20 protein-coding genes are annotated in these 23,005 nt (G+C 66.4%); 17 read left to right on the forward strand and 3 right to left on the reverse strand.

The genetic code is table 11. The annotated features are described in order from the left end of the window. Nucleotides 1–265 precede the first annotated feature (265 nt). Nucleotides 266–1,945: a SulP family inorganic anion transporter gene (locus ACSQ22_RS22595; protein ID WP_436131608.1), complete on the forward strand. Its 1,680-nt coding sequence runs from the start codon at nt 266–268 to the stop codon at nt 1,943–1,945. 26 nt (nt 1,946–1,971) lie between these two features. On the opposite strand, the gene ACSQ22_RS22600 is transcribed toward ACSQ22_RS22595, so the two are convergent. Then, on the reverse strand, nt 1,972–2,484 hold the full coding sequence (locus tag ACSQ22_RS22600) for a hypothetical protein (protein WP_055402865.1): 513 nt from the start codon (nt 2,482–2,484) through the stop codon (nt 1,972–1,974). Between the two features lie 77 nt (nt 2,485–2,561). On the opposite strand from ACSQ22_RS22600, the gene ACSQ22_RS22605 reads away from it, so the two are divergent. The 9 genes from ACSQ22_RS22605 to bioF all read left to right on the forward strand — a co-directional run bounded on the left by ACSQ22_RS22605 (nt 2,562) and on the right by bioF (nt 10,089). Beyond that, nucleotides 2,562–2,768, forward strand: coding sequence for a DUF3460 family protein (locus ACSQ22_RS22605; RefSeq protein WP_055402867.1), 207 nt, complete (start codon nt 2,562–2,564; stop codon nt 2,766–2,768). A gap of 64 nt (nt 2,769–2,832) precedes the next feature. Beyond that, the gene (locus tag ACSQ22_RS22610; RefSeq protein ID WP_436131609.1) at nt 2,833–3,696 is read left to right on the forward strand and encodes a segregation and condensation protein A; all 864 of its coding nucleotides are present in this window, start codon (nt 2,833–2,835) and stop codon (nt 3,694–3,696) included. A gap of 66 nt (nt 3,697–3,762) precedes the next feature. Beyond that, on the forward strand, nt 3,763–5,352 hold the full coding sequence (gene nadB / locus ACSQ22_RS22615; RefSeq protein WP_436131610.1) for an L-aspartate oxidase: 1,590 nt from the start codon (nt 3,763–3,765) through the stop codon (nt 5,350–5,352). Further along, nucleotides 5,349–5,984, forward strand: coding sequence for a 7-carboxy-7-deazaguanine synthase (queE, locus tag ACSQ22_RS22620; RefSeq protein WP_436131611.1), 636 nt, complete (start codon nt 5,349–5,351; stop codon nt 5,982–5,984). The genes nadB and queE overlap by 4 nt, the downstream gene beginning before the upstream one ends. 23 nt (nt 5,985–6,007) lie before the next feature. Further along, on the forward strand, nt 6,008–6,382 hold the full coding sequence (locus tag ACSQ22_RS22625) for a 6-carboxytetrahydropterin synthase (RefSeq protein WP_008903449.1): 375 nt from the start codon (nt 6,008–6,010) through the stop codon (nt 6,380–6,382). A gap of 62 nt (nt 6,383–6,444) precedes the next feature. After that, nucleotides 6,445–6,825, forward strand: coding sequence for an aspartate 1-decarboxylase (gene panD, locus ACSQ22_RS22630; RefSeq protein ID WP_436131612.1), 381 nt, complete (start codon nt 6,445–6,447; stop codon nt 6,823–6,825). A 2-nt stretch (nt 6,826–6,827) separates the two neighbouring features. Continuing rightward, a complete protein-coding gene (gene bioA / locus ACSQ22_RS22635) occupies nt 6,828–8,153 on the forward strand; it encodes an adenosylmethionine--8-amino-7-oxononanoate transaminase (protein ID WP_436131613.1) in 1,326 nt (441 codons plus the stop codon). Beyond that, nucleotides 8,153–8,824 (forward strand): dethiobiotin synthase, encoded by a 672-nt coding sequence (bioD, locus tag ACSQ22_RS22640; RefSeq protein WP_121421050.1) that lies wholly within the window; start codon nt 8,153–8,155, stop codon nt 8,822–8,824. The genes bioA and bioD overlap by 1 nt, the downstream gene beginning before the upstream one ends. Then, entirely contained in the window at nt 8,821–10,089 is a 1,269-nt protein-coding gene (gene bioF / locus ACSQ22_RS22645; protein WP_436131614.1) for an 8-amino-7-oxononanoate synthase, read from the forward strand. Before bioD ends, bioF begins: the two co-directional genes overlap by 4 nt. Nucleotides 10,090–10,156: 67 nt before the next feature. Here bioF and ACSQ22_RS22650 read toward each other — a convergent pair whose 3' ends face one another. Further along, the gene (locus ACSQ22_RS22650; RefSeq protein ID WP_436131615.1) at nt 10,157–10,915 is read right to left on the reverse strand and encodes a carbonic anhydrase; all 759 of its coding nucleotides are present in this window, start codon (nt 10,913–10,915) and stop codon (nt 10,157–10,159) included. 383 nt (nt 10,916–11,298) lie between these two features. On the opposite strand from ACSQ22_RS22650, the gene ACSQ22_RS22655 reads away from it, so the two are divergent. After that, a complete protein-coding gene (locus ACSQ22_RS22655) occupies nt 11,299–11,658 on the forward strand; it encodes a 5-carboxymethyl-2-hydroxymuconate Delta-isomerase (protein WP_121507342.1) in 360 nt (119 codons plus the stop codon). Nucleotides 11,659–11,775: 117 nt separating this feature from the next. Here the strand turns inward: ACSQ22_RS22655 and ACSQ22_RS22660 are convergent, their stop codons facing one another. Continuing rightward, the gene (locus ACSQ22_RS22660) at nt 11,776–13,596 is read right to left on the reverse strand and encodes a chorismate-binding protein (RefSeq protein ID WP_436131616.1); all 1,821 of its coding nucleotides are present in this window, start codon (nt 13,594–13,596) and stop codon (nt 11,776–11,778) included. A 297-nt stretch (nt 13,597–13,893) separates the two neighbouring features. Between ACSQ22_RS22660 and ACSQ22_RS22665 the strand changes: the two genes are divergently transcribed. The 6 genes from ACSQ22_RS22665 to ACSQ22_RS22690 are packed head-to-tail and all read left to right on the forward strand — an operon-like array spanning nt 13,894 to nt 23,001. Beyond that, nucleotides 13,894–16,077 carry a TonB-dependent receptor gene (locus tag ACSQ22_RS22665; RefSeq protein WP_436131617.1) on the forward strand — a complete coding sequence of 728 codons (2,184 nt, stop codon included), beginning with the start codon at nt 13,894–13,896 and terminating at the stop codon, nt 16,075–16,077. Between the two features lie 9 nt (nt 16,078–16,086). Further along, nucleotides 16,087–17,592: a Y4yA family PLP-dependent enzyme gene (locus tag ACSQ22_RS22670; protein ID WP_436131618.1), complete on the forward strand. Its 1,506-nt coding sequence runs from the start codon at nt 16,087–16,089 to the stop codon at nt 17,590–17,592. Nucleotides 17,593–17,596: 4 nt separating this feature from the next. Beyond that, nucleotides 17,597–18,640: a PLP-dependent cysteine synthase family protein gene (locus ACSQ22_RS22675; RefSeq protein WP_436131619.1), complete on the forward strand. Its 1,044-nt coding sequence runs from the start codon at nt 17,597–17,599 to the stop codon at nt 18,638–18,640. Between the two features lie 11 nt (nt 18,641–18,651). Further along, complete coding sequence (locus ACSQ22_RS22680) at nt 18,652–19,791, forward strand: NAD/NADP octopine/nopaline dehydrogenase family protein (RefSeq protein ID WP_436131620.1); 1,140 nt, start codon at nt 18,652–18,654, stop codon at nt 19,789–19,791. Between the two features lie 25 nt (nt 19,792–19,816). Then, the gene (locus ACSQ22_RS22685) at nt 19,817–21,736 is read left to right on the forward strand and encodes an IucA/IucC family protein (protein WP_436131621.1); all 1,920 of its coding nucleotides are present in this window, start codon (nt 19,817–19,819) and stop codon (nt 21,734–21,736) included. Further along, nucleotides 21,736–23,001: an MFS transporter gene (locus ACSQ22_RS22690; protein ID WP_436131622.1), complete on the forward strand. Its 1,266-nt coding sequence runs from the start codon at nt 21,736–21,738 to the stop codon at nt 22,999–23,001. Before ACSQ22_RS22685 ends, ACSQ22_RS22690 begins: the two co-directional genes overlap by 1 nt. Nucleotides 23,002–23,005: the final 4 nt, after the last annotated feature.

Consider the following 23,005-nt stretch of genomic DNA (forward strand, 5'->3'; position numbering starts at 1 on the left):
GCTGCTTTCCCTTGCCAGCCTTGGCAGATTGCAAGCATTTTTTGGCATCCAGCGCTTATACAGCAAGCGTCAATAGCTATCAAATTAGGAGCAAATTCTATACAACACCGACATGGAGCTGAAGCTACCCAAGTTGCGGAGGCTCTGTTTGTGGCCCTGTTGCGGCCCTGTTGTGGCGCTATTGCAGCGCCGGTGTGACGCCATCGGGTGGTTGGGACCGCCATCGGTTGCACTTCAAGAAGCGCTCACTACACTGGTTGCCTCCATGCCGTTTTCGCCCGCCTTTCGCCCCCGCCTGATCGACGCCCTGCGCGGCTACACCAAGAGCCGCTGGCTGGCCGACGTGGGTGCAGGGGTCACGGTAGGCATTGTGGCGCTGCCGCTGGCCATGGCGTTTGCGATTGCCAGTGGCCTCAAGCCCGAGGCGGGGCTGTGGACGGCCATCATTGCGGGCTTCCTCATCTCTGCCCTGGGGGGCGCCAACACGCAGATTGGTGGGCCGGCGGGCGCGTTCATCGTGATCGTCTACGGCATTGTGGAGCGCTATGGCGTGGCCAATCTGCTGATCTCTACCGCCTGCGCGGGCGTGATTCTGGTGCTGCTGGGGTTGTTTCGCCTGGGCACGCTGGTGCGGTTTGTGCCGGTCAGCATCGTGATCGGCTTTACCAACGGCATTGCGGTGCTGATTGCGCTGTCACAGGTGAAAGACTGGCTGGGCTTGTCGATTGACCGCATGCCGGGCAACTTCTTCTCGCAGGTGAGCACGCTGGCGCAGCACATCGGCACCTTCAACCCCTATGCGTTCGGGCTGGGGCTGGCGTGTGTGGCGCTGCTGTTCCTCTGGCCACGGCTGTTCCTCAAGGGCTCGCCGGTGATCCGGCTCATGGAGGGGCACACGGTGCGCCGGTTTGCCCGGGTGCCCGCACCCGTGGTGGCGCTGGTGGCGCTGAGCCTGCTGGCCTGGGGGCTCAGGTTTCCGGTGGAGACCATCGGCTCGCGCTTTGGAGGCATTCCGCAGGCGCTGCCGGTGTTTGCGCTGCCCGATTTTTCGTGGGAGACGGTGCGGCTGCTGGTCACCCCCACACTCACCATCGCGTTGCTGGGTGCCATCGAGTCGCTGCTGTGCGCCCGCGTGGCCGACCAGCTGGCCACCGACCCGCACCACAAAAAACACGACCCCAACCAGGAGCTGATGGCCCAGGGCGCGGCCAACATGATCGTGCCGTTTTTTGGCGGCATGCCGGCCACCGGCACCATTGCGCGCACGGTGACCAATATCCGCGCGGGCGCCACCTCGCCGGTGGCGGGCATGGTGCATGCACTCACGCTGCTGGCGATCGTGCTGGTGGCTGCGCCGCTGGCGCTGCACATTCCGCTGGCGGTGCTGGCGGGCATCTTGCTGTTTGTGGCCTGGAACATGGGCGAGTGGCACGAGTTTGTGCGGCTCAAGCATTTCAGCAACCACTATCGGCTGCTGATGCTGGGCACGTTTTTCCTCACGGTGGTGTTCGACCTCACGGTGGCGGTGGAGGTGGGCCTGTTCATGGCCTGCGCGCTGTTTGTGCGGCGCATGAGCGGGTTGTTTCGCGCGGTGCGCGAGCCCGAACCCATTCCAACACCGCCGAGCGCTGCGCCGGGCCAGCACACTGTGGCCCGCTGGCGCCTGCACGGCGCGCTGTTTTTTGGCGCAGCCGCCAAGATCGACCCCATCGTGCAGGCGGTGGAAACCGGCCCGCCCGGCATGGATGTGGTGCTGGACGCCTGCGAGCTGGTGGCGCTGGACACGACCGGGCTGGATGCGCTGGAGCAGATCCTGAAAGCCGTGGCAGCGCGCGGTGGGCGCATGTCGGTGGTGAACCTGCACGAGCAGCCACGCTCGCTGATCGAGCGATCGGGCTTTGCCGACCGGCTGGCCGCCCAGGGCGGCGCCAGCGTGGATGTGTAGTTGTCGGCAGGGCGCGGGGCAACCGTTTACTTGCCGCCCTTGAACTCCGGCGCGTCCAGGTCGGCCCCCGTCTGCGTGCGCAGCACCACGAGGTCAGCCCCATGGACCACCGTGAACACCTTGGCCTGGTTGGGCGCCTCCAGATAGCGCCAGTCCACCCACGTCTCTTTCTTCAGCTCGTAGGGCGTGGCCTTTGCGGGTTTGCCCAGCAGGCGGCGCACCTCATCCATGCGCATGCCAGGCACGACGCGCGCAAAGGTTTCGGGCGTGAGCACCTGGCGCAGCGCGATCATGCGGCCATCGGGGCCGATGGTGATCATGTAGTTGACCTGACCTGCGGGCTGGCGGTTGTATTCGAAGGTGCGGGCACCGCCCGGTTCTTCCCACACGTTCTCGGGGGCGCCAAAGCGGTCGCGCACGTCGGCTTCGGTCGATACGCCCTCTTTCAGCTCGCTGATGCGCTGAGGGTCGCAGGCGGTAAGAGCGATCAGGGAAAAAGCGGCAGCTGCCAGGGCAGCGGCGCGATATATCAAGCGCATAAATTCGTCCCGGTAAAATCTTGGACCTTTGGTGCGTCACTGTGCCTGATGCGTTCCAAGAAAGAGATTCACAGTCCATGTCTATTTTCCGCCGCCCCGATTACCAATCCGACGCCACCCAGTTCATCAACCAGCTCAAGGCCAGCCGCCCCGAACTGGAAAGCCAGCAGCTGGCAGGCCGTGCCCTGCTGTGGGACAAGAAGGTGGACCGCAGCATCTGGACCGAGTACCGCGAAGGCCAGGTCGAGCAAAAGCCGTACGTCTACCAGACCAACGCAGATTAAGCATCAAAATGGCCTCTAGCGCTTATCCAACAAGCGCTATAAGCTCATTTTTTTATAGCAAATCATGACCACAGCGAACGAAGCCGAAGTGGCCGATTCGCCGGATCTGTCCGCGCGGGACGCCGCGGGCATGCCCGTGGTGGTCGACCAGGTGGCGCTGGCACGCCTGTACGGCGAGCCGCTGTTTGCGCTGCCGCAAGACCTGTACATCCCGCCCGATGCGCTCGAAGTCTTCCTGGAAGCCTTCGAAGGCCCGCTCGATTTGCTGCTGTACCTGATCCGCAAGCAGAACTTCAACATCCTCGACATCCCCATGGTGGGGGTGACCAAGCAGTACCTGGCGTATGTGGACGAGATTCGCAGCCGCAACCTGGAGCTGGCAGCCGAGTACCTGCTGATGGCGGCGATGCTCATCGAGATCAAGTCGCGCATGCTGCTGCCGCCCAAAAAGCAGGAAGGCGGCGAGGAGCCCGAAGACCCCCGCGCCGAGCTGGTGCGCCGCCTGCTCGAATACGAGCAAATGAAGATGGCGGCCATGCGCCTGTCGCACATGCCGCAGTACGGCCGCGACTTCCTGAAGGCCCAGGTCTACATAGAACAAAGCCTGCAGCCACGCTTTCCGGACGTGCACGTGGTGGAGCTGCAGGACGCCTGGCGCGACATCCTCAAACGCGCCAAGCTCGTGCAGCACCACAAGATCACGCGCGAGGAACTTTCGGTGCGCGAATACATGAGCATGGTGCTCAAAACGCTGCAGGGCCGCCGCTTTGTGGAGTTTGAAGAACTCTTCGAACCCGAAAAAGGCAGCACCGTGCTGGTGGTGACCTTCATCGCGCTGCTGGAGCTGGCCAAAGAGACGCTGATCGAGATCACGCAGGCCGAGGCTTTTGCCCCCATTTACGTGCGCCTCGCTTACACGCCGGTCTAGGCTGGCTCCCCTGTTCACCGCCCTGGCCGGTGGCCGTGGCGTTACCCCTTTCTTCACCCGCAAGCCATGGCATCCCACGACTTCGACGTTCTCATCGTAGGCAGCGGCCTCGCTGGCCTCTCGGCTGCCTTGCACCTGGCGCCCACCCACCGCGTGGCCGTGATCACCAAGCGCACGCTGCAGGATGGATCGAGCGGCTGGGCCCAGGGCGGCATTGCCGCCGTGCTGGCTGACGACGACAGCTTTGCCGCCCACATTGAAGACACGCTGGTGGCCGGTGCGGGCCTGTGCGACCTGGCCACCACCCGCTTTGTGGTGGAGAACGCGCCCGCATCGATTGCCTGGCTGCGCAAGCTGGGTGTGCCCTTCACACTCGAAGGCGACCAGCTGCACCTGACGCGCGAAGGCGGTCACAGCGCGCGCCGCATCGCCCATGTGACCGATGCCACCGGCGCAGCCGTGCAGCGCACGCTGATCGACGTGGTGCGCAGCACACCGGGCATCACCCTGTTTGAGCAGCACACGCTGGTGGACCTGATCACCACGCGCAAGCTGGGCCTGCCTGGCAACCGCTGCCTGGGGCTGTATGCGCTCGACAGCGACACCGACGAGGTGGTGACCTTCCGCGCGCCGCAAACCATCCTGGCCACGGGCGGCGCAGGCAAGGTGTACCTGTACACCACCAACCCCGACACCGCCACGGGCGACGGCATTGCCGCCGCCTGGCGCGCGGGCTGTCGTGTGGCGAACATGGAGTTCATCCAGTTCCACCCCACAGGCCTGTACCACCCGCACGAAAAGTCCTTCCTCATCAGCGAGGCCGTGCGCGGCGAGGGCGGGCAACTCAAGCTGCCCCCCTCGGCCGGCGGCACCCGCTTCATGCTCGACCACGACCCGCGCGCCGAACTGGCCCCGCGCGACGTGGTGGCCCGCGCCATCGACTTCGAGATGAAGAAACACGGCCTGGACTGCGTACACCTGGACATCTCGCACCAGAGCCCCGCGTTTCTGCAAGAGCACTTCCCCAACATCCTCGCGCACTGCGCGTCGCTGGGCATCGACATCACCAAGGAGCCCATCCCCGTGGTGCCCACGGCCCACTTCACCTGCGGCGGCGTGCTGACCGACCTGGCGGGCCGCACCGACCTGCCCGGTCTGTACGCCGTGGGCGAGGTGGCCTGCACCGGCCTGCATGGCGCCAACCGCCTGGCCAGCAACTCGCTGCTCGAATGCATGGTGTTCGCCCGCGCCGCCGCGCAGGCCATCGCAGCAGCCCCGACCACAGAACTGCCCACCGTTCCCGCCTGGGACGACAGCCGCGTGACCGATGCGGATGAATCCGTCGTCATCTCCCACAACTGGGACGAGCTGCGCCGCTTCATGTGGGACTACGTGGGCATCGTGCGTACCAACAAGCGCCTGGAACGTGCCGCCCACCGCATTGCCATGCTGCAGGGCGAGATTCAGGAGTTCTACGCCCATTTCCACGTCACGCGCGACCTGCTGGAGCTGCGCAACCTGGTGCAGGTGGCCGACCTGATCGTGAAAAGCGCCCAGCTGCGCCGCGAAAGCCGGGGCCTGCATTTCAGCCGCGATTACCCCGAGATGGCCGCGCCTGCGGCCCCCACCCTTCTCGTACCACCGGTGGCCCGATGACCTACAGCGTCAAAGAAATTTTCTACACCCTGCAAGGCGAAGGCGGCCAGGCGGGCACACCCGCGGTGTTCTGTCGCTTTGCGGGCTGCAACCTCTGGACTGGCCGCGAGCAGGACCGCGCGCAGGCCATCTGCCAGTTCTGCGACACCGACTTTGTGGGCACCGACGGCACGCTGGGCGGCAAGTTCGAAACGGCCACGGCACTGGCGGAATTAATCGCCGCCCAATGGCCTGCAGACGCGGGCCATCGCCTGGTGGTGCTGACGGGTGGAGAACCCCTTCTGCAGGTCGATACGGCACTCATCGACGCGCTGCACGCGCAGCAATTTCGCATTGCGGTTGAAAGCAACGGCACCGTGATTGCGCCCGAGGGCATCGACTGGTTGTGCATCAGCCCCAAGGCGGGTGCCCCGTGGGTGCAGCGCAGCGGGCAGGAACTGAAGCTCGTGTGGCCCCAGCCGGGCTTTGACCTGCAGGCGCTGGAGCAGGACACGCAGTTCACCCACCGCTTTCTGCAGCCCATGGATGGCCTTCTGCAGCGACAGAACACTGCCGCTTGCATTGACGCCTGCCTGGCCCACCCCGCATGGCGCCTGAGCCTGCAAACTCACAAGCTCACCGGTATCCGGTGAGCGGTTTTCTTTTTGGTTCCCGTATGTTGTTCACCATCTCCCAGCGCTTCTTCTTCGACGCTGCCCACACCCTGCGCCGCGAGATCGAGGCCGAAGGCAGCCGCCGCGTGCACGGCCATACCTACCACGCCGAGGTCTTTTTGAGCGGCCCACGCGACCCCGCCACCGGCATGGTGCTGGACCTGGGCCTGCTGCGCAGGGGCCTGGAGGTGGTGCGCGAGCAGCTGGACCACCACATGCTGGACGACGTGCCTGGCCTGGGCACGCCGACGCTGGAGAACCTGTGCGTTTTCATCGCCCAGGCGCTGCCCGCCGACCTGCGCGCCAGCGTGAGTCGTGTGCGCGTGTGGCGCGAGGCGTTGGGCGACAGCTGCGTGCTGGACTTTCCGCAGCCCTGATCGACCACGGCCCTGCCACCGGCAGATCCTCCCCCATTCACAGACTTCACTGAAGGAAGCCGATGTTCCGCACCCTGCTCAAATCCAAGATCCACCGCGTGGCCGTGACCCAGTGCGAGCTCCACTACGAAGGCTCCTGTGCCATCGACGAAGACCTGCTCGACGCCGCCAACATCGCAGAGAACGAGCAGATCCACATCTGGAACATCAACAACGGCGAGCGCTTCGTCACCTATGCCATCAAGGGCCAGCGCGGCAGCGGCATGATCTCGGTGAACGGCTCGGCCGCACGCCGCGCAGCCGCAGGCGACCTCATCATCATTGCTGCCTTTGCGCAGGTGCATGAAGACCAGGTGGGCGCGCACCAGCCTCAGTTGGTCTTCGTGGACGAGCACAACCGCCAGACCGAGCTGCGCCACGCCGTACCCACCCAGGGCGTCTGACCATGCAGCCCACGCACGACGGACTCGTGGCCCGCAGCCTCGCCAGCGTCTGGCACCCCTGCACCCAGATGAAGCGGCACGAAACCCAGCCGCCCGTGGCCATTGCGCGCGCCCAGGGCCCGTGGCTCTACGGCACCGATGGGAAGCGCTACCTGGACGGCATCAGCTCCTGGTGGGTCAACCTGTTCGGCCACAGCCACCCACACATCCAAGCCGCGCTGCTGGACCAACTGGGCAAGCTCGACCACGTGATGCTGGCGGGCTTTACCCACGCGCCCGTGGTGGAGTTGTCCGAGCGCCTGGCCGCCCTCACCGGCCTGGGCCATGCGTTCTACGGCAGCGACGGCGCAGCCGCGACCGAGATCGCCCTGAAGATGAGCGCGCACTACTGGCGCAACACCGGCCGCCCCGCCAAGAGCCGTTTTGTGGGCTTGGCCGGCGGCTACCACGGCGAGACCGTGGGCGCACTGGCCGTGACCGACATCGCGATCTTCCGCGAGGCCTATGCCCCGCTGGTGCGTTTGGCCGATACCGTGCCCAGCCCCGATGCGCGCAATGCAGCGCCTGGCGAAACCGCGCAAGACGTGGCCCGGCGCGCCGCCGCCGCGCTGGAAGCATGGCTGCAGGAGCACCACACCACCACCGCGGCATTCATTGTTGAACCTCTGGTGCAATGCGCAGCTGGCATGGCGATGCACGACCCCGAGTACCTGCGCCTGGCGCGCGCGCTGTGCAGCCGCTATGACGTGCACCTGGTGGTGGACGAGATCGCCGTCGGCTTTGGCCGCACGGGCACGATGTTCGCGCACCAGCAGGCGGGCATCCGGCCGGATTTCATTTGTCTGTCCAAAGGCCTGACTGGCGGCACGCTGCCGCTGTCGGCCGTGCTGACCACGGATGTGGTGTACGCCGCGTTCTACGACGACGATGTGGCGCGCGGCTTTCTGCATTCGCACTCGTACACCGGCAACCCCCTGGCCTGCCGCGCGGCGCTGGCCACGCTTGAGTTGTTTGAACAGCTGGATGCGCTGAATGCCAACAAGGCGCTGGCGCAACGCATCGATGCGGCGTGCGCACCCTTGGCACAGCATCCACGTGTGCGCCATGCGCGCAGCCTCGGAATGATCTGGGCCTGGGATGTGGACACCACGCTGCCCGACTTTTCCCGCCGCTACCACCAGCACGCCATGGCGCGGGGGCTGGTGCTGCGGCCCATCGGCAAGACGCTGTATGCCATGCCGCCCTACATGCTCGACGACGAAGCCGTGCAATGCCTGGCCAGCGGCGCGCTCGCTGCGCTGAACGCCACGCTGCAAGAGGAGAATTGATGATTGGATGTTTTGTCACCGGCACCGACACCGGCGTCGGCAAGACGCTGGTGTCCACCGGCCTGTTGCACGCCCTGGCGCCGCACCACCGCCGTGTGGTCGGCATGAAGCCCGTGGCGGCCGGTGTGGTGCCCTGGGGCGAGGACTGGGCCAGCGAGGACGCGATCGCGCTGCGCTCGGCCTCCACCCTGTCCGTCGCACCCGAGCTGGACAACCCCGTGCTGCTGCTCGACCCGTTGTCGCCCCACATTGCGGCCGAACGTGCCGGGGTGCAGATTGATATCGCGGCCATCGTGCGCAGCTACCAGGCGCTGGCCGCCCAGGCGGATGCCGTGGTGGTGGAGGGCGCGGGCGGTTTTCATGTGCCGCTGACCGACACCCAGACCGGTGCCGACCTGGCCCAGGCCCTGGCCCTGCCCGTGGTGCTGGTGGTGGGTTTACGGCTGGGCTGCCTCAGCCATGCGTTGCTGACTGCCGAGGCCATCCGGGCGCGTGGCCTCGTGCTGGTGGGTTGGGTGGCCAACCGTGTGGACCCCGAGATGGAGGCCGCTGACGAGAACATCGCCTACCTGCGTGCGCGCCTGGGCGTGCCGCTGCTGGCCGAGGTGCCGTACCAGGACCTTCCCGATGCGCGCAGCCTGGTGTTTGAACTGCCCGGGGAATGGCTATGACGCAGGAATCCCACCCCACCTCCTGGCTCGACGAGATCCCGGGGCGCCTGGCCGACATCGAGCGCGCCCACCTGCTGCGCCGCCGCCGCGTGGTGCAACCCGCGGGCGGTGCCCACCTGCTGGTGGACGGCCAGCCCATGCTGGCCTTTTGCAGCAACGACTACCTGGGCCTGGCCAGCCACCCCGCGCTGGCCGAGGCCGCTCGGGACGCCACGCACACCTTTGGCGTGGGCTCGGGCGGATCACCCCTGGTCAGCGGCCACAGCGCCGCGAACGATGCACTGGAGCGCGACCTGGCCGCCTTTGTGCAGCTACCCCGTGCGCTGTACTTCTACGCGGGCTACGCCACCAACACCGGCATCATCCCCGCGCTGGTGGGCGATGGCGATGCGCTGTTCTCCGACGCGCTCAACCACGCCTGCCTGATCGATGGCGCGCGCCTCTCGCGCGCCACCATCCACCGCTACGCCCACGCCGACCTGGCCGCGCTGGAGACTGCTCTGGCCGCCAGCCCTGCACGGCGCAAGCTGGTGGTCAGCGATGCGGTGTTCAGCATGGATGGCGACCTGATCGACATCCCCGCCCTGCTGGCGCTGTGCGAGCGCTACGACGCGCTGCTGCTGCTGGACGACGCCCATGGTTTTGGCTTGCTCGGCCCCCAAGGGCGCGGTAGCCTGGCGCAAGCGGGCCTGACGGGCACCACCGCCTCGCGCCGCGTGCTCTACATGGCCACGCTGGGCAAGGCGGCGGGCGTGGCGGGCGCCTTTGTGGCGGGTGATGCTGCACTCATTGAATGGCTGCTGCAAAAGACCCGCACCTACATCTTTGCCACGGCCGCACCACCCCTGCTGGCAAGCGCATTGCGCAAAAGCCTGGAGCTGATCGCGACTGCGGACGACCTGCGAGCGGGGCTTTGCAAGCGCATTGCGCAACTGCGCGAAGGCCTGGCCGCGCTGCCCCCGGAACTGGGCTGGCACCTGCTGCCATCCCACACGGCGGTGCAGGCGCTCGTCATCGGCAGCAACGAAGCGGCCCTGGCCGCGATGGAAAGCCTGCGCCAGCGGGGCCTGTGGGTGCCCGCCATCCGCCCGCCCACGGTGCCCGTGGGTACGGCCCGGTTGCGCATTGCGCTATCGGCCGCGCACACGGCGGCGGATGTGGATGCGTTGCTGGCAGCGCTGGCGGCACATGCCGCCGACTGCGTGGTGGCTCTTCAACAAAAAACCGCAGACACCAGCGTGGCGTCTGCGGCCGCTACAGCCTGACTATGGCCTGAACATCGACCTGCGACTCAGCCGCCCCCCCTGGAACCAGCGGACCGGCTGGTCACAGTCAGGTGCTTTCTTTCACGATGCGGCCATTGAGCGGCTGCACTGGGCGCGCGTTGGCGTTATAGAGCTGGCGGAACGCCTTGATCTGCTGGGCACCCAGTTTCACGGGTTCCTTGAGCACCATCCACTGCACGCCTTCGGAACAGGGCGGCGTGGTCAACGACCCTGCAAAGCTGTAGTAACCCTTCTTGGCGGGCAACAGGGTGCTGGCGTCCAGCGTGAGCCCGTCCACCGTCACCTGCTCACCCACACGCGGCAGGTGCGCAAAGATGGGGGCCCAGGCCGCATTCGTCTTGCCCGGCTGGATCAGCACCGCCACCACGCCCAGTCCTCCGTCCGCAGCCTTGTGCACAAAGTGGGCCACCATGGCCGCGTGCTTGCCGCCAATGGCCTCTTCGCTGGGGGTGTGGAAGTGGAACTGCAGCAGCTCCATCGCCTTGCCGTCCACCACCAGCTTGCTGCCCGCAGGCATGTTCACCTGCACCGTGTGCCCGTTGTTGACCAGCGTGGGGGCACCTGCCGTGTACTGGAAATCCAGCGCAGGCAGCGCCTCTTTCACGGTATTGCGAATGTCGATGGGGCTTTGCGCCGCACCGCGTGCACAGGCCTCAAAACCAGGCTCCAGCGCGCCCCAGTGGGCGGCGCCGTGTTTGCCCTTGTATTCCCAGTGCGGGTGGGCGCCCTCGGCGCTAGCCCAGGTGGCGGCGCACAGCAGGAGGGCAAACAATGTGGTTTTTTGGATCAAGAAGGAGGGTGTCATGGCTCTTAAGGAACAACAAGTTGATGAAAAACAAGCTGCTGCAAGCAGCCGCATGATAGTCAGCAGCCTTGCTTAACGGCGGCTTAAACTGCTGGGTGCCGCTGACGGCCCAAGGGTTGCTGGCTTTAGAACCTGTTCAGAATCTTTTCGGGGATCGCATTGGAGTGCCATCGTGATGGACGTGGATGCTTCGGAGGCGCCGCATGGGCTCATGCCCATGCAAGCAGCCGGGGCGCCAAACACTTCCAAGTTCGTCGGCCCGATTTCGCTCCAACCCTTCGGGAACGGGCCCTGTGCGACCCTGAAAAGATCTTGAACAGGTTCTTAGAACCTGTCTACCATGGCTTTGAAGTGAATTCACTCGACCGAACCGGACCCACTCCATGCCCCACCTGACCATTGAATACTCGGCCAACCTGCCCCACTACCCAGAGGCCGAAACGCTGACGGCCCTGAATGCCACCCTGTGCGCCCACCCCCAGGTGCAGGACGAGGCGGACCTGAAGACCCGCTTCATCGTGGCCGACAGCTTCGAGATCGGCATCGCGCCCGCCAACCGCGCTTTTGTGCATGCCCAACTGCGCCTGCTCGCGGGCCGCACGCCCGAGGCCAAGAAAGAGCTGTCCGACCGCATCGCCGCCGTGCTGCGCGAACGCACGCCCAAGCCCCAGGGCGTGATGGTGCAGCTGAGCGTGGAGATCGTCGATATGGACCGGGGCTCGTACGCCAAGGAGCGGCTCTGAACCAGCAGCGGCAATTTTTGAATAAATTTAGCCCTATCGCTTATCCATAGTCATTGATAGCTATTATTTCGATAGCAAAACTCTGTACCCCTAAAGCCCGGCGGGTGCCCTGATGCATCAGCCTGGGTCTTCTGCCACCAACTCCGCAGCCAACCAGCCGCGCAGGCTGTTGATGAACGCCCAGCCCTGCACGCGGGGCAGGTCCTGCAGCTGCACCACGGCTTCTGCCACACGCCCCTCGCGCAGCGCCACCGCGCGGCCCACGCCAGGCAGCAGGCCACAGGCCAGCGGCGGCGTGACCCAGCGGCCATCGAGCAGCAGGGCGACATTGCCGAAGGTACTTTCGGTGATCTCACCCGCCTCGTTCCACAACACCGTGTCGAACATCCCGGCTGCCGTGGGCGCAAAGGCCGCGTAGTGCGCGCGGCGCGTGGTCTTGTGGCGCACGAATTCGCCATGGGCCTCCGGTAGCGGGCTGCGCGCCAGCTGCAGGCGCACGGGCTCGGGCGTGGGGGCCAATGCAAAGGCCTCGGCCCGGGGCTCGCCAGTGGCATTGAGCAGCAAACGCACACGCCAAGGGCCCGTGCCGTGCCCTGAGGCCAGCATCCTCAGGCACTGCCCAACCTTCTCCCCATCGAAGGGGTAGCCAAAATGCACCGCCGCTGCCTGCAGGCGCGCCAGGTGTTCGGGCAGATGCCGCCACTGGCCGTCCACCAGCGCCAGGGTTTCGAGCAGGTCAAAAGGCTGGCTCGCACGCTCCACGAAGGCGCGCTTGTGGCGCCACTCGTTCCATTCGGCGTCCGCTTGCGCGCCCGAGGTGATGCCACTGCCAATGCCGCAGGTGGCCTGGGTGTGGCCGCCGTCGGTGCGCAGCACCACGGTGCGAATGGGTACGTTGAAGGTGGCCGCCACGCGGTGCTGCCCATCCGCCCCGGCGGCACCCAGAGGCCGCACCACGCCCACGGCGCCGCAGTACACGCCGCGCGGTGCGGGCTCCACCGCATGGATCATCTGCATGGCGCGCACCTTGGGCGCACCGGTGATGGAGCCGCAGGGAAACAGCGCAGCAAACACGTCGGTCAGCGTGGTACCGGGCCGCGTGCGGGCCGTCACGTCCGACGTCATCTGCCACACGGTGGGCAGGGCTTCGGTGGCAAACAGCGCGGGCACACGCACGCTGTGCGGCAGCGCGATGCGGGATATGTCGTTGCGCAGCAGGTCCACGATCATCACGTTCTCAGCCCGCTCCTTGGGCGACGAGCGCAGGTGCTCAGCGTTGGCAACATCCTGCGCAGGCGTGGCGCCACGTGGCGCGGTGCCTTTCATGGGGCGCGCCAGGATGGCTCCACCCGCCGGGTCACCATGGGCTCCGCTTTCCCAGTCAAAGAACAATTCGGGCGACACCGAAAGCACCTGTTCGTTGCCGGTGGCGATGAACGCGGCATAGCCGCCGGGCTGTGAGCGCTGCAAGGCCTGGAACAAGGCCTGCGCGCTGCCCTGCAGCAACTGGCCCGACAGCGGCGCGGTGTAGTTGACCTGGTACAGCTCGCCATCGCCGATGGCCTGGTGAATGCGGTTCAGGGCTGCATCGAACTCCGCGCGCGAGGGGCCCGAGGTCCACTCCACATGGGCCCCATCGGCCGAATCTGCAGCGGCTTCCCCGGGCCACGGCAGCGCTTCGTCATGGACGGCAAACCAGGCCAGCGGCCCCTGGGCGGCATGCACCTGCAAGGCTGCATCGAAGGCCGGAGCCGCCTCGTAGCGCACGTAGCCCACGCACCATGCGCCTGCCTGCGCGGCAGCAAACACGGCATCGAGAACGGGGCGCACCTCGGCCAGGTCACGGGCCGACAGCACGGCGCGGGGCGCGCGGAAGGCATGGCGAAGGCGGGGCGCTGACGGGGCCAGCGCGGCACTGAAGTCGATGCAGGAATTCATGGAAATGGCGGGCGCGGCGGCAGCACCTTGAAGGAAACGAGCGCCCTGCGGCAAGCAGGGGCAGCCGCCTATCGTAAACGCCGCAGGGCACGAACTCTGCGGAGGGTGGGCAGCGCGTTCCTGTTGCAAGTGCAAGCAAAAAATCCATCAAATGCGAATAATTCTTGTTTATAATTTTTGCCATACGGTGCATTGACATGCACCCCAAGCAGCCAGCCGTCGCCAGCCAGCCTCCTGCCCCCTCAAGGAACCACTGTGCTGCCACCGACCGTGCCAGGCTCTCTGCCTTCTTCTTCGATGGACGCCGCTCCCGCGGCCCCCCTTCACCCCCTCGCGGCCGCCACACGCCTGGCGCTCGCCAGTCTGGTCACGGCCGGCATCATGGCCCCGGCAGGCGCTCAGACCGTATCTCCGGACGCCGCCGACCGCCCCCGTACCCTGCCCGAGGTCCAGGTCACAGCAGACGGCGATGCAGGGCTGCCCGCCACCATCGGCAACGGGCACACAGCGCGCGGTGGCCGGCTGGGGCTGCTGGGCAACACCGACACCCTGAACGCACCGCTTAGCGCCACCAGCTACACGTCGCAGATGGTGCAGGACCAACAGGCCGTCACCATTGCCGACATCGTGAAGAACGATTCGTCGGTCCGGCTCTCGGGCCACTCCGGCGACCAGCTGGACTCGTTCTTCATCCGAGGCTTCCCGGTAGGTGACCAGAACTCGGGCGAAATCGCCTTTGACGGCGTCTATGGCATCGCCCCCAACTACCGCGTGCTGGCCGACTACGCGGAGCGCATCGAGCTGGTCAAAGGGCCCGCAGCGCTGCTGTTTGGCATGTCCCCGGCCAGCAGCGTGGGCGGCACCATCAACATCGTGCCCAAGCGTGCCACCAGCGACCCGCTCACACGCATCTCCGCCGACGTTGGCCCCTCCGCACAGGGGGGTGGCCAGATCGACCTGAGCCGCCGGTTTGGCCCCGAACGCCAGTGGGGCGTGCGCGTCAACGGCAGCCACCACCAGGGCGACACGCTGCTGGACAACCAGTCGCGCAAGGCGGACGTGGGAGCGATCGCGCTCGACTACCAGGGCGAACGGCTGCGCGCCACCGTGGACGCCATCGCGCAGAAGGAAAGTGTCGATGCGCCACAGCGTCGGCCGTTTCTGGCCGCAGGGGCCACGGCCGTACCGGCCGCACCCGATGGCCGGCGCAACGTGAGCCAGCCCTGGGAATGGTTTGAAACCACCGACCGCTCCCTGCTGCTGCGCCTGGAATACGACCTGAACGACCAGACCACCGCGTTCGCCAACGCAGGCGGCGGACGCACACGGGTAGACCGGCTCTTTGGCAACCCCACCCTGCTCAATGTGCAGGGCGACACCAGCACGTTGCCGCAACGCTTTCAGTTCGAGGTGGACCGGAGCACGGCGGACGCCGGGCTGCGCACCAAGTTCGCCACCGGCGGCGTCCGCCACACGGTCACGCTGCAGGCCAGCACCTACCACGACCGCCTGGGTCGTGGTTCCGTCAACGGCACCACCGTGTTGTCCAACATCTACGCGCCGGTGAACAGCCCGGCGCAGAACGTGGCCGCCCCGGCCCAGGTCGCGCGGGTGGCCGACACAGAGCTGTCCAGCATCGCGCTGGCCGACACCCTGTCGATGCTGGACGACCGGGTGCAGGTGCTGCTGGGCGTGCGCCGCCAGCGTGTGGAATCCGACAACTTCAACACCACCACGGGCGCCGTCGCCTCGTCGTACGACCAGAGCGCAGTGACGCCGCTGGCGGGCCTGGTGGTCAAGCCCTGGCAGAACGTATCGCTCTACGCCAACTACATCGAAGGCCTGAGCAAGGGCGACATCGCTCCGGCCACGGCCTCCAACGCGGGCGAGGTGTTTGCGCCGTACAAGGCCAAACAAAAGGAAATCGGCGCCAAGTTCGGATGGGGCCGGATGATCAGCTCGCTGAGCCTGTTCGAGATCACCAAGCCCAGCGGCCAGCAGACCAACGGCCTGTTTGCAGTGGATGCCAAGCAGCGCAATCGGGGGGTGGAACTGAACGCCTCCGGCCGTGTGGTGCCTGGCGTCTCCGTCACCGGCGGCGTGACGCTGCTGCAAGGTGTGCTGAGCCAGACCAACAGCGCGGCCACGCAGGGCAAGAAAGCCATCGGCGTCCCCTCGGTGCAGGCCAACCTGGGGCTGGAGTGGGATCTGCCCTGGGTGCCGGGCCTGGCACTGAGCGGGGGTATCACCCACACCGGAAAGCAGTATGTGGACCGCGCGAACACGCTGGGCATTCCATCGTGGACCACCGCAGACCTGGGCGCCCGCTACCGCACACAGATCGCCGGCAAGCCCACGACGTTCCGTGCCAACCTGCGCAACGTGGCAGACCGCGCTTACTGGGCCAGCGTGTCGCAGTACGGCAGCCTGGTGCAGGGTGCGCCACGTTCCCTGGTGGTGTCGGCCACCGTTGATTTCTGAGGCACCACCATGCGAGCCCAGCACCATGGTGAGTTGGCGGACCTGGCGGGCATGAACAAAGTTACGGCGGCGCACCGGCATGCACCCCCTGTACGCGCGGCGGCGCCAACGCCGCAGCCCCAGCCGGCAGCCACTGCAGCCAAGGTGTACCCAGCCCTGCCACCGCTGCTGGATGAAGCGGTGGCAGCACTGGTGCACGCATCACCCGCAATGCTGCCGGGCCTGGTTGCCCAATACGGCTCGCCGCTGCACCTCGTCTGGCCCCAGCGGCTGGAAGACAACGTGCGCAAGCTGGCGGCCGTGCTGCAGTCCCACCCTATGCCCTTTGAGATTTTTTACGGGGCCAAGGTCAACAAGTCGCCCGCCCTGGTCCGCGCGGCCGTGCAGGCTGGCATCGGCGTGGACGTATCCAGCCTCTACGAGGCGGGTGACGCACTGCGTGCTGGTGCGGATCCCACGCGGCTGTGCGCCACCGGCCCGGCCAAGACCCGGGCGTTCCACAAGCTGCTGATGGACAACGCATCCCTCATTTCCGTCGACTCGCTGCAGGAGCTACAGGACCTGGATCACTGCCTGCAGTCTGCTGGCGCGGGCCAGGGGGCGCGCGTGCTGCTGCGCTACCGGCCCCACTCCTTGCCCACCAGTCGCTTTGGCATGGGCGCTGGCGACCTGCGCGCAGGCCTTACCCGATTGGCCAACCCAGAAGCACGCATGGTTCTGGAAGGCTTTCACTTTCATCTGTCGGGCTATGCGGTCGAGCCGCGTGTGCAAGCCGTGCGCGAGCTGCTGCCCTGGGTGCACGAAGCCCGCCGCATGGGGCTGAGCGCCCGGATGCTGGACATCGGCGGTGGACTGCCCATCCGGTATGTGGACACCGCCGCCTACAGCGCTTTTCTCGCAGCGCAGGATGGCGCGCACTACCGCAGCGGCAAGGTGCCCACATCGTTCTACCCCTATGGCGGGCCTGTGGACGCCTGCATGTGGATGGAGCAACTGCTGTGCTCGGCGTGCACGGAGGGCATGACCGTGGCACAGGCCCTGAACGCGGCAGGCCTGACACTGGCCATCGAACCCGGGCGCAGCCTGGTGGACCAGGCCGCCATCTCGGTCTTTCGCGCCACGCGGGTGAAACCGCTGGCCGACGGACGGTATGTGATCTTTGTGGAAGGCAGCAGCTTCAGCGCCTGCGAGACCTGGTTCGGCTCCGAGTTCCTGGTGGACCCCCTGCTGGTGCCAGGGGACGGCAACGGACCGCGCCCCGCAACGCCACAGGCTTGCCATGCCTACATCGCTGGGCACAGCTGCCTGGACGACGATGTTCTGACCCACCGCTGGATCGGCTTTGCGCGTGTGCCGCAGGCCGGGGACCTGCTGGTGTATGCCAACACCGCGGGTTACCAGATGGACCTGCTGGAAAACGAGTTTCACCGCCATCCCATGCCCCGCCGCATTGCAGTCATCCGCACTGCGACAGGTGCCATGGCCTTTTCGCCAGACGACGACCGAACGGAGTAAAGACATGATTCTCAGCAAAGTGACGGACCTGATCGGAAACACACCCATCCTGGGCATCCCGATTCCTTCGAAGAAAACGCGGCTGCTGCTCAAGATCGAGAAGAACAACCCGGGCGGGAGCATCAAGGACCGCATGGCGCGCAACATGATCGTCGCGGCGATGCGCTCCGGCCGCCTGCAGCCCGGGGGCGTGGTGGTGGAGTCTTCGTCAGGCAACACCGGCATTGGCCTGGCCATTGCCGCCATCGAGTTCGGCCTGCGCTTTATCGCGGTGGTAGACCACCATGCCGCGCCCGACAAGATCGCCGTGATGCGCGCACTGGGTGCGGAGATCCGCTACGTGGAGGGCGACTACCGCGAGGACGAGGTGGCCGTGGTGGAGCGCCAGCGCCTGGCGGCCGAGGTGGCCTCCAAGATTCCCGGTGCAGTGTTCATGAACCAGTCGGACAACGTGGCCAATGCGGGCGGCTACTTCGACTTCGTGCGCGAAGTGATCGACCAGGTCCAAGGCCCGGTGGACGCGTATGTGGGCTGCGTGGGCACGGGTGGCTCGATGACGGGCATTGCACGCGGACTCAAGCTGCACAACCCCCGCACACGCACCATCGCGGTCGAGCCTGCAGGTTCCATCATCTTCGGGCAGCCTGGGCGGCCGTACTACCAGTCGGGCACAGGCACGCCCAAGGGAGACACCGTGGGCCTGGTGCTGGACTACAGCTGCATCGACCTGGGCGTGCAGGTGACCGATGCACAGGCCTTTGAAACCGCCCGCTACTTCGCGCAGCACACGGGCCTGCTGGTGGGCGGCTCCACCGGCGGCGTGCTCTACAAGGCCCTGGAGTTCATCCACAGCGGCATGATCGCGGGCAACGTGGTGGCGGTGGTGGCGGACGGGGGCGAGAAGTACCTGCACACCGTGTTCAACGAGGCATGGCTCAAGGAGCGCAACATCATCGACCCCACGGTCTGGGCGCAGCTCGACGGCTGGCTGGCCAAGGACGTGGTGGAAGAACTGCCGCGTACCAACGACCGGCTGAAGGTGGCCTGAACGTGGATGCCATGCAAGACTTGGACGTGGTTGTCTGCGGCGGCGGGCGAACGGGGCACCTGAACGCGGTGCTGTTCAAGCAGGTGCCCGGCGTTCGCGTGTCGCTACTCACCACGCGGCAGGACGTCATCGCGCGCCACCAGAAGAGTCCCGACGGCCTGACCGCCTTGGTGCCGGACTCGCCCCCGCTACGGGCGCGGCTAGACACAGTGGGCCACGATGCCACCCTGGTCGCCAACGCAGACCTCGTGATCCTCACCGTGCCGGCCCACGTGCGTGCCGCCTGGCTGCGCGGCATGGTGCAGGCGCTGCCGCGCGACAAACCCGTGTATGTGGGGGCCATCCCTGGCTTTTGCGGCTTTGACTGGCTGGCCGAGCAGATCCTGGCAGAACGGCCCAACGCGGTGATCTGGGGCATGAAGGACGTGCCCCACACCGCGTACGACCTGCACCCCGGTGTCTCGGTGCGCATGGGGGGCGCCAAGCAGGTGCTGCACGTGGGCACCCACGCCCGAGAGGGCTTTAGCGCACGCACTGCCTTGCAACGGATGCTGCAGCGCCTGTACGCAGCGCCGGTGGAATTGCTCGACCACTACCTCGAAATCACGCTGACGCCGGGCAATCCCATCATGCACAGCTCGGTGGTCTATGGATTGGCAGGCCCCTACAGCCAGTGGCACGAGCGCACCTTTCCCGCCCCCGTCTGCTGGTGGACGGACTGCACCGAGCTGGGCGCGTATTTCCTCGCGCGCAGCGACGAAGAAAACCAGCGGCTGTGCAAGGCCGCCGAGCAACGCCTGGGCATCAACCTGTCGTCGGTCAAACCCCTGCACCAGGAGATCGTCGAAGCCTACGGAGACCAGGTACGCGACCCCCGCACGCTGCTGTCCGTGCTGCGCTCCAACCAGGCCTATGACGCGATCGAAGCCCCGATGGTGCAGGCCGCTGGCCAACCCGGCTACGTGATCGACAAGGACAGCCGCGCGTTCCAGGAGGATGTCGCCTACGGCCTGGCCGTGCTGGTGGAAATGGGACGGCGGCTCAACGTGCCACTACCCCACATCCAGGAGATCTTCGACTGGAACGTGGACTACATGCAGGGCCTGCGCGGCTCGGCGCTCGACTACTTCCCATCCACCTGGCCCGCCTGACGGGCGTGCCCTGCCCTGCTTTCCCATGCACCTCTCTACCAATACCCTGGCCCGGCCAGAACCCAGTTCGGCCTCCATCCCTCCGCCACAAGACGCACAGGCTCTCGCGCAGCACAACGCACTGCGGCGCCTGGTGCGCTGCCTGTTTGCCGAAGGCATTCTCGACAGTGGATCACTGGTCTTTGCCCCGCACGGCGATACGGCCTGGTTCCCGCTGTGGGAGCACCATGCCCTGGTGTATTTCTCCGCGCTGCGGGCTGCGCCCGCCCGTACCTTCCTTCTCGACGGCACGATCACCCTCGTGGAGCCGAGCGGCAAGAACACGGCCATCGACACACCCGGCCAACTCATCGATCTGCTCGCGCCCTACTTTGATTTCACCGCCACAGCGCAGGGCCTCGCCGGGCTGAAGAACGACATGGCCAACAGCGTCGCCAATGACGCGCTGGCACGCGGCCACCGCCGCCACTGGAACGAAGAACTGCGGCGAGCCATTTTGGACACCGGCTCCAAGGGCCTGGTGGACTATGTGCGCCACCACCGTACCGCGCGTGATGCTGCGGTGCTGCTGGAGCAGTGGGGCTCGCTCGAAGGGCACCCCTTCTACCCCACCTGGAAAACCAAGCCCCAGCTGAGCCCCGCCGAAGTCGCACAGCTGTCACCGGAATTCAATGCGTGCGTGCCCGTGCGCATCGCAGCACTGCGGGCCGACATGGCCTATGTGGAACGCATGCCTCATGTGCAGGACTACCGCACCTGGTTTTCCCAGCAGTTCCCGGACGTGTGGCAGCGCTGGAGCGATAGCCTTCGGGCACGGCAGCAGAACGCTGACGACTGGCTGCCCCTGCCCATCCACACGTGGCACCTGGAGCACTACGTGAAGCAAACCTACGCGGACGAGATTGCCGAGGGTGTGCTCATCACCGACGGCATCGACATCGACACCCGCCCCACCATGTCGTTTCGCACCATGGTGCCGCAGCTGCCCGGGGCCACGCCGTTCATCAAGCTGCCCCTGGCGCTGTGGCTCACCAGCGAACAACGCAGCCTGCAGGCCAAGTCGATCCACATGGGGCCGCGCATCAGCGCAGTGATCGAACGCATCCTGGCCGAGGAAAACGGCTTTGACCGCCGCCTTGAAATTTTTCCCGAAGAAGTGGCGCTGCACTACCGCCACGCGGTCCGCCAGGAGGACCGCCCGGGGAGGCACCTCTCTGTGGCCTACCGAGGGGCCCGCCAGGCGCTGGACCGCAGCGACGGTCTGCTGCCCATCACGGTGGCCACCTTGTTCACGGCTTCGCCGCTGGACGGACGGCCGCTGGTGACGGAACTGATCGAGCGCACTGCAGGCCGTGCCACGCCTGAAACGGTGGGCGCGTATTTCAGGCAATACGCGCGCGCCGTCACACGGCCTGTGGTGGCGATCTACCTGCTCTACGGCATCGGCCTGGAGGCCCACCAGCAAAACACGTCCGTGCTGTGTTCCGAGGATGGCAGCCCCCGGGGCCTGCTGATCCGGGACTTTGGCGACGGACGCACGTTTGCCCCGCTCCTGGAAGCGCGCGGCTACACACTGCAGCCCTATGTGCACCCGGGCATCCTGCCCACTGTTTTCCGGGACGACATCGAACCCGTACGCACCTTCGTGCTGGACGCCTGTTTTGTGTGTCATCTGCATGAACTGGCCCTGGCGCTCACACACGAGTACCGGTTGCCCCCTACCTGGCTCTGGGAGATTCTTCGCGAGGAAACCGAGGGTGCCTTCGATGCGGTGCAGGCGCGTGTCGAGCCGCAGTTGTGGCGCGCGGAGCGCGAACAGTTTCTGCATGCGGCCTGGCCCACGCGCTCGGTGTTGCGCATGCACCTGCAGCAATACGCAGACTACCGCCTGCAGCACCGGCTGCCCAACCCGCTGGGCGCGCCCCCGACCTGCGGGAAGGTGTGATGGCCCCCACGCCAGCCGCCTCCGGGGCCCTGCCCCGCATGGTTCACGCGCTGTTCGTGATCCAGCTCATTTCCATGGGCGCCATGGAAATGAGCGGGCCTTTCTGGCCGGTGCACCTGCAATCGCTGGACGCATCGCCCGGCGTCCTGGCGTTTGCGGGCATTGCCGTGTATGTGGGCCCCATGCTGGGCGTGGCGCTCACCAGCACGTTCTGGGGCAAGGTGGGGGACCGCTTCGGGCACAAGCCCATGATGGTCCGGGCGCTTCTGGGGCTGGCCATCACACAGCTGGCCCTGGCCTTTACGCACGATGTCTGGGCAATCCTGGCACTGCGCTTTATGCAAGGGGCGTGCGCTGGCTATCTGGCACCGGCGCAGGCCTACGGTGTGAGCGCCGTGGTGCCTACGGTCCGGGGGCGCCTGTTTGCCTACCTGCAGGTGTCCACCAACGTGGGCTCGCTGGCAGGGGCGCTGGCGGGCGGGCTCATCCTGGACCACGCCACGTTCTTCTGGATCAACCTCATTGCAGCGCTGCTGTGCGCAGTGTGTGCTGCAGCCGTGGCCGTGCTGCTGCCGCCCCGTCCTGCCGCAGGCAGCGCCCAGGGCGTGAAGGCAGTGCCATCACTGCCACCCACGTCAGGCAACGCAGCGCCGCTGCAACCACCATCCTGGTTTGCATCCCCCGTGGCAGGGCTGCTGGCCGTGCTGGGCATCCTGCTGGTGGCCCGCATGCTCACGCAAACCCCTTTTGCGATGTATGTCCGCTCGGTGTTTGCCGTGGACAACTGGGTGGTGGGCCTGTGTTACGGGCTTCTCTCCCTGGGATTCATCGTGTCGGCCACGCTCTGGGCGCGCTACTTCGAGCGCCTGCAGCGCCCCGACGCCCTGGTCCGCATGGCCTGGTTGGCTGCCGCCTGCGCCTTGCTGATGGTGCTGGCGGGGGCCACCCACAGCGTGGCTTTTTTTATCGCACTGCACTTTGCCTGGGGTGTGCTGCTGGGTGCCACCACACCGGTGCTGATGGCCCAGATTTCGCATGCCACGAGCGGGCAACACCAGGGGCGCATTCTGGGCGTGGCGCAGAGCACCGCCCAGTTCTCGTCCATGGCCGGCATCGCACTGGGCGGGGGCCTGACCCAACTGCTGGGCCTGCACACCACCTACTTCCTCGTGGCGGGGGCCTATGCCTGCGCCCTCGCGGTCATCGTCGCCGTGCTGCGCATGCGCGGCACCCGGCAAGGCGCAGCCGGCCTTTCCGGGCCATGACCTC

This window comes from Acidovorax sp. LjRoot38 (assembly GCF_964252975.1).
Classification (GTDB): Bacteria; Pseudomonadota; Gammaproteobacteria; order Burkholderiales; family Burkholderiaceae_C; genus Acidovorax; species Acidovorax facilis.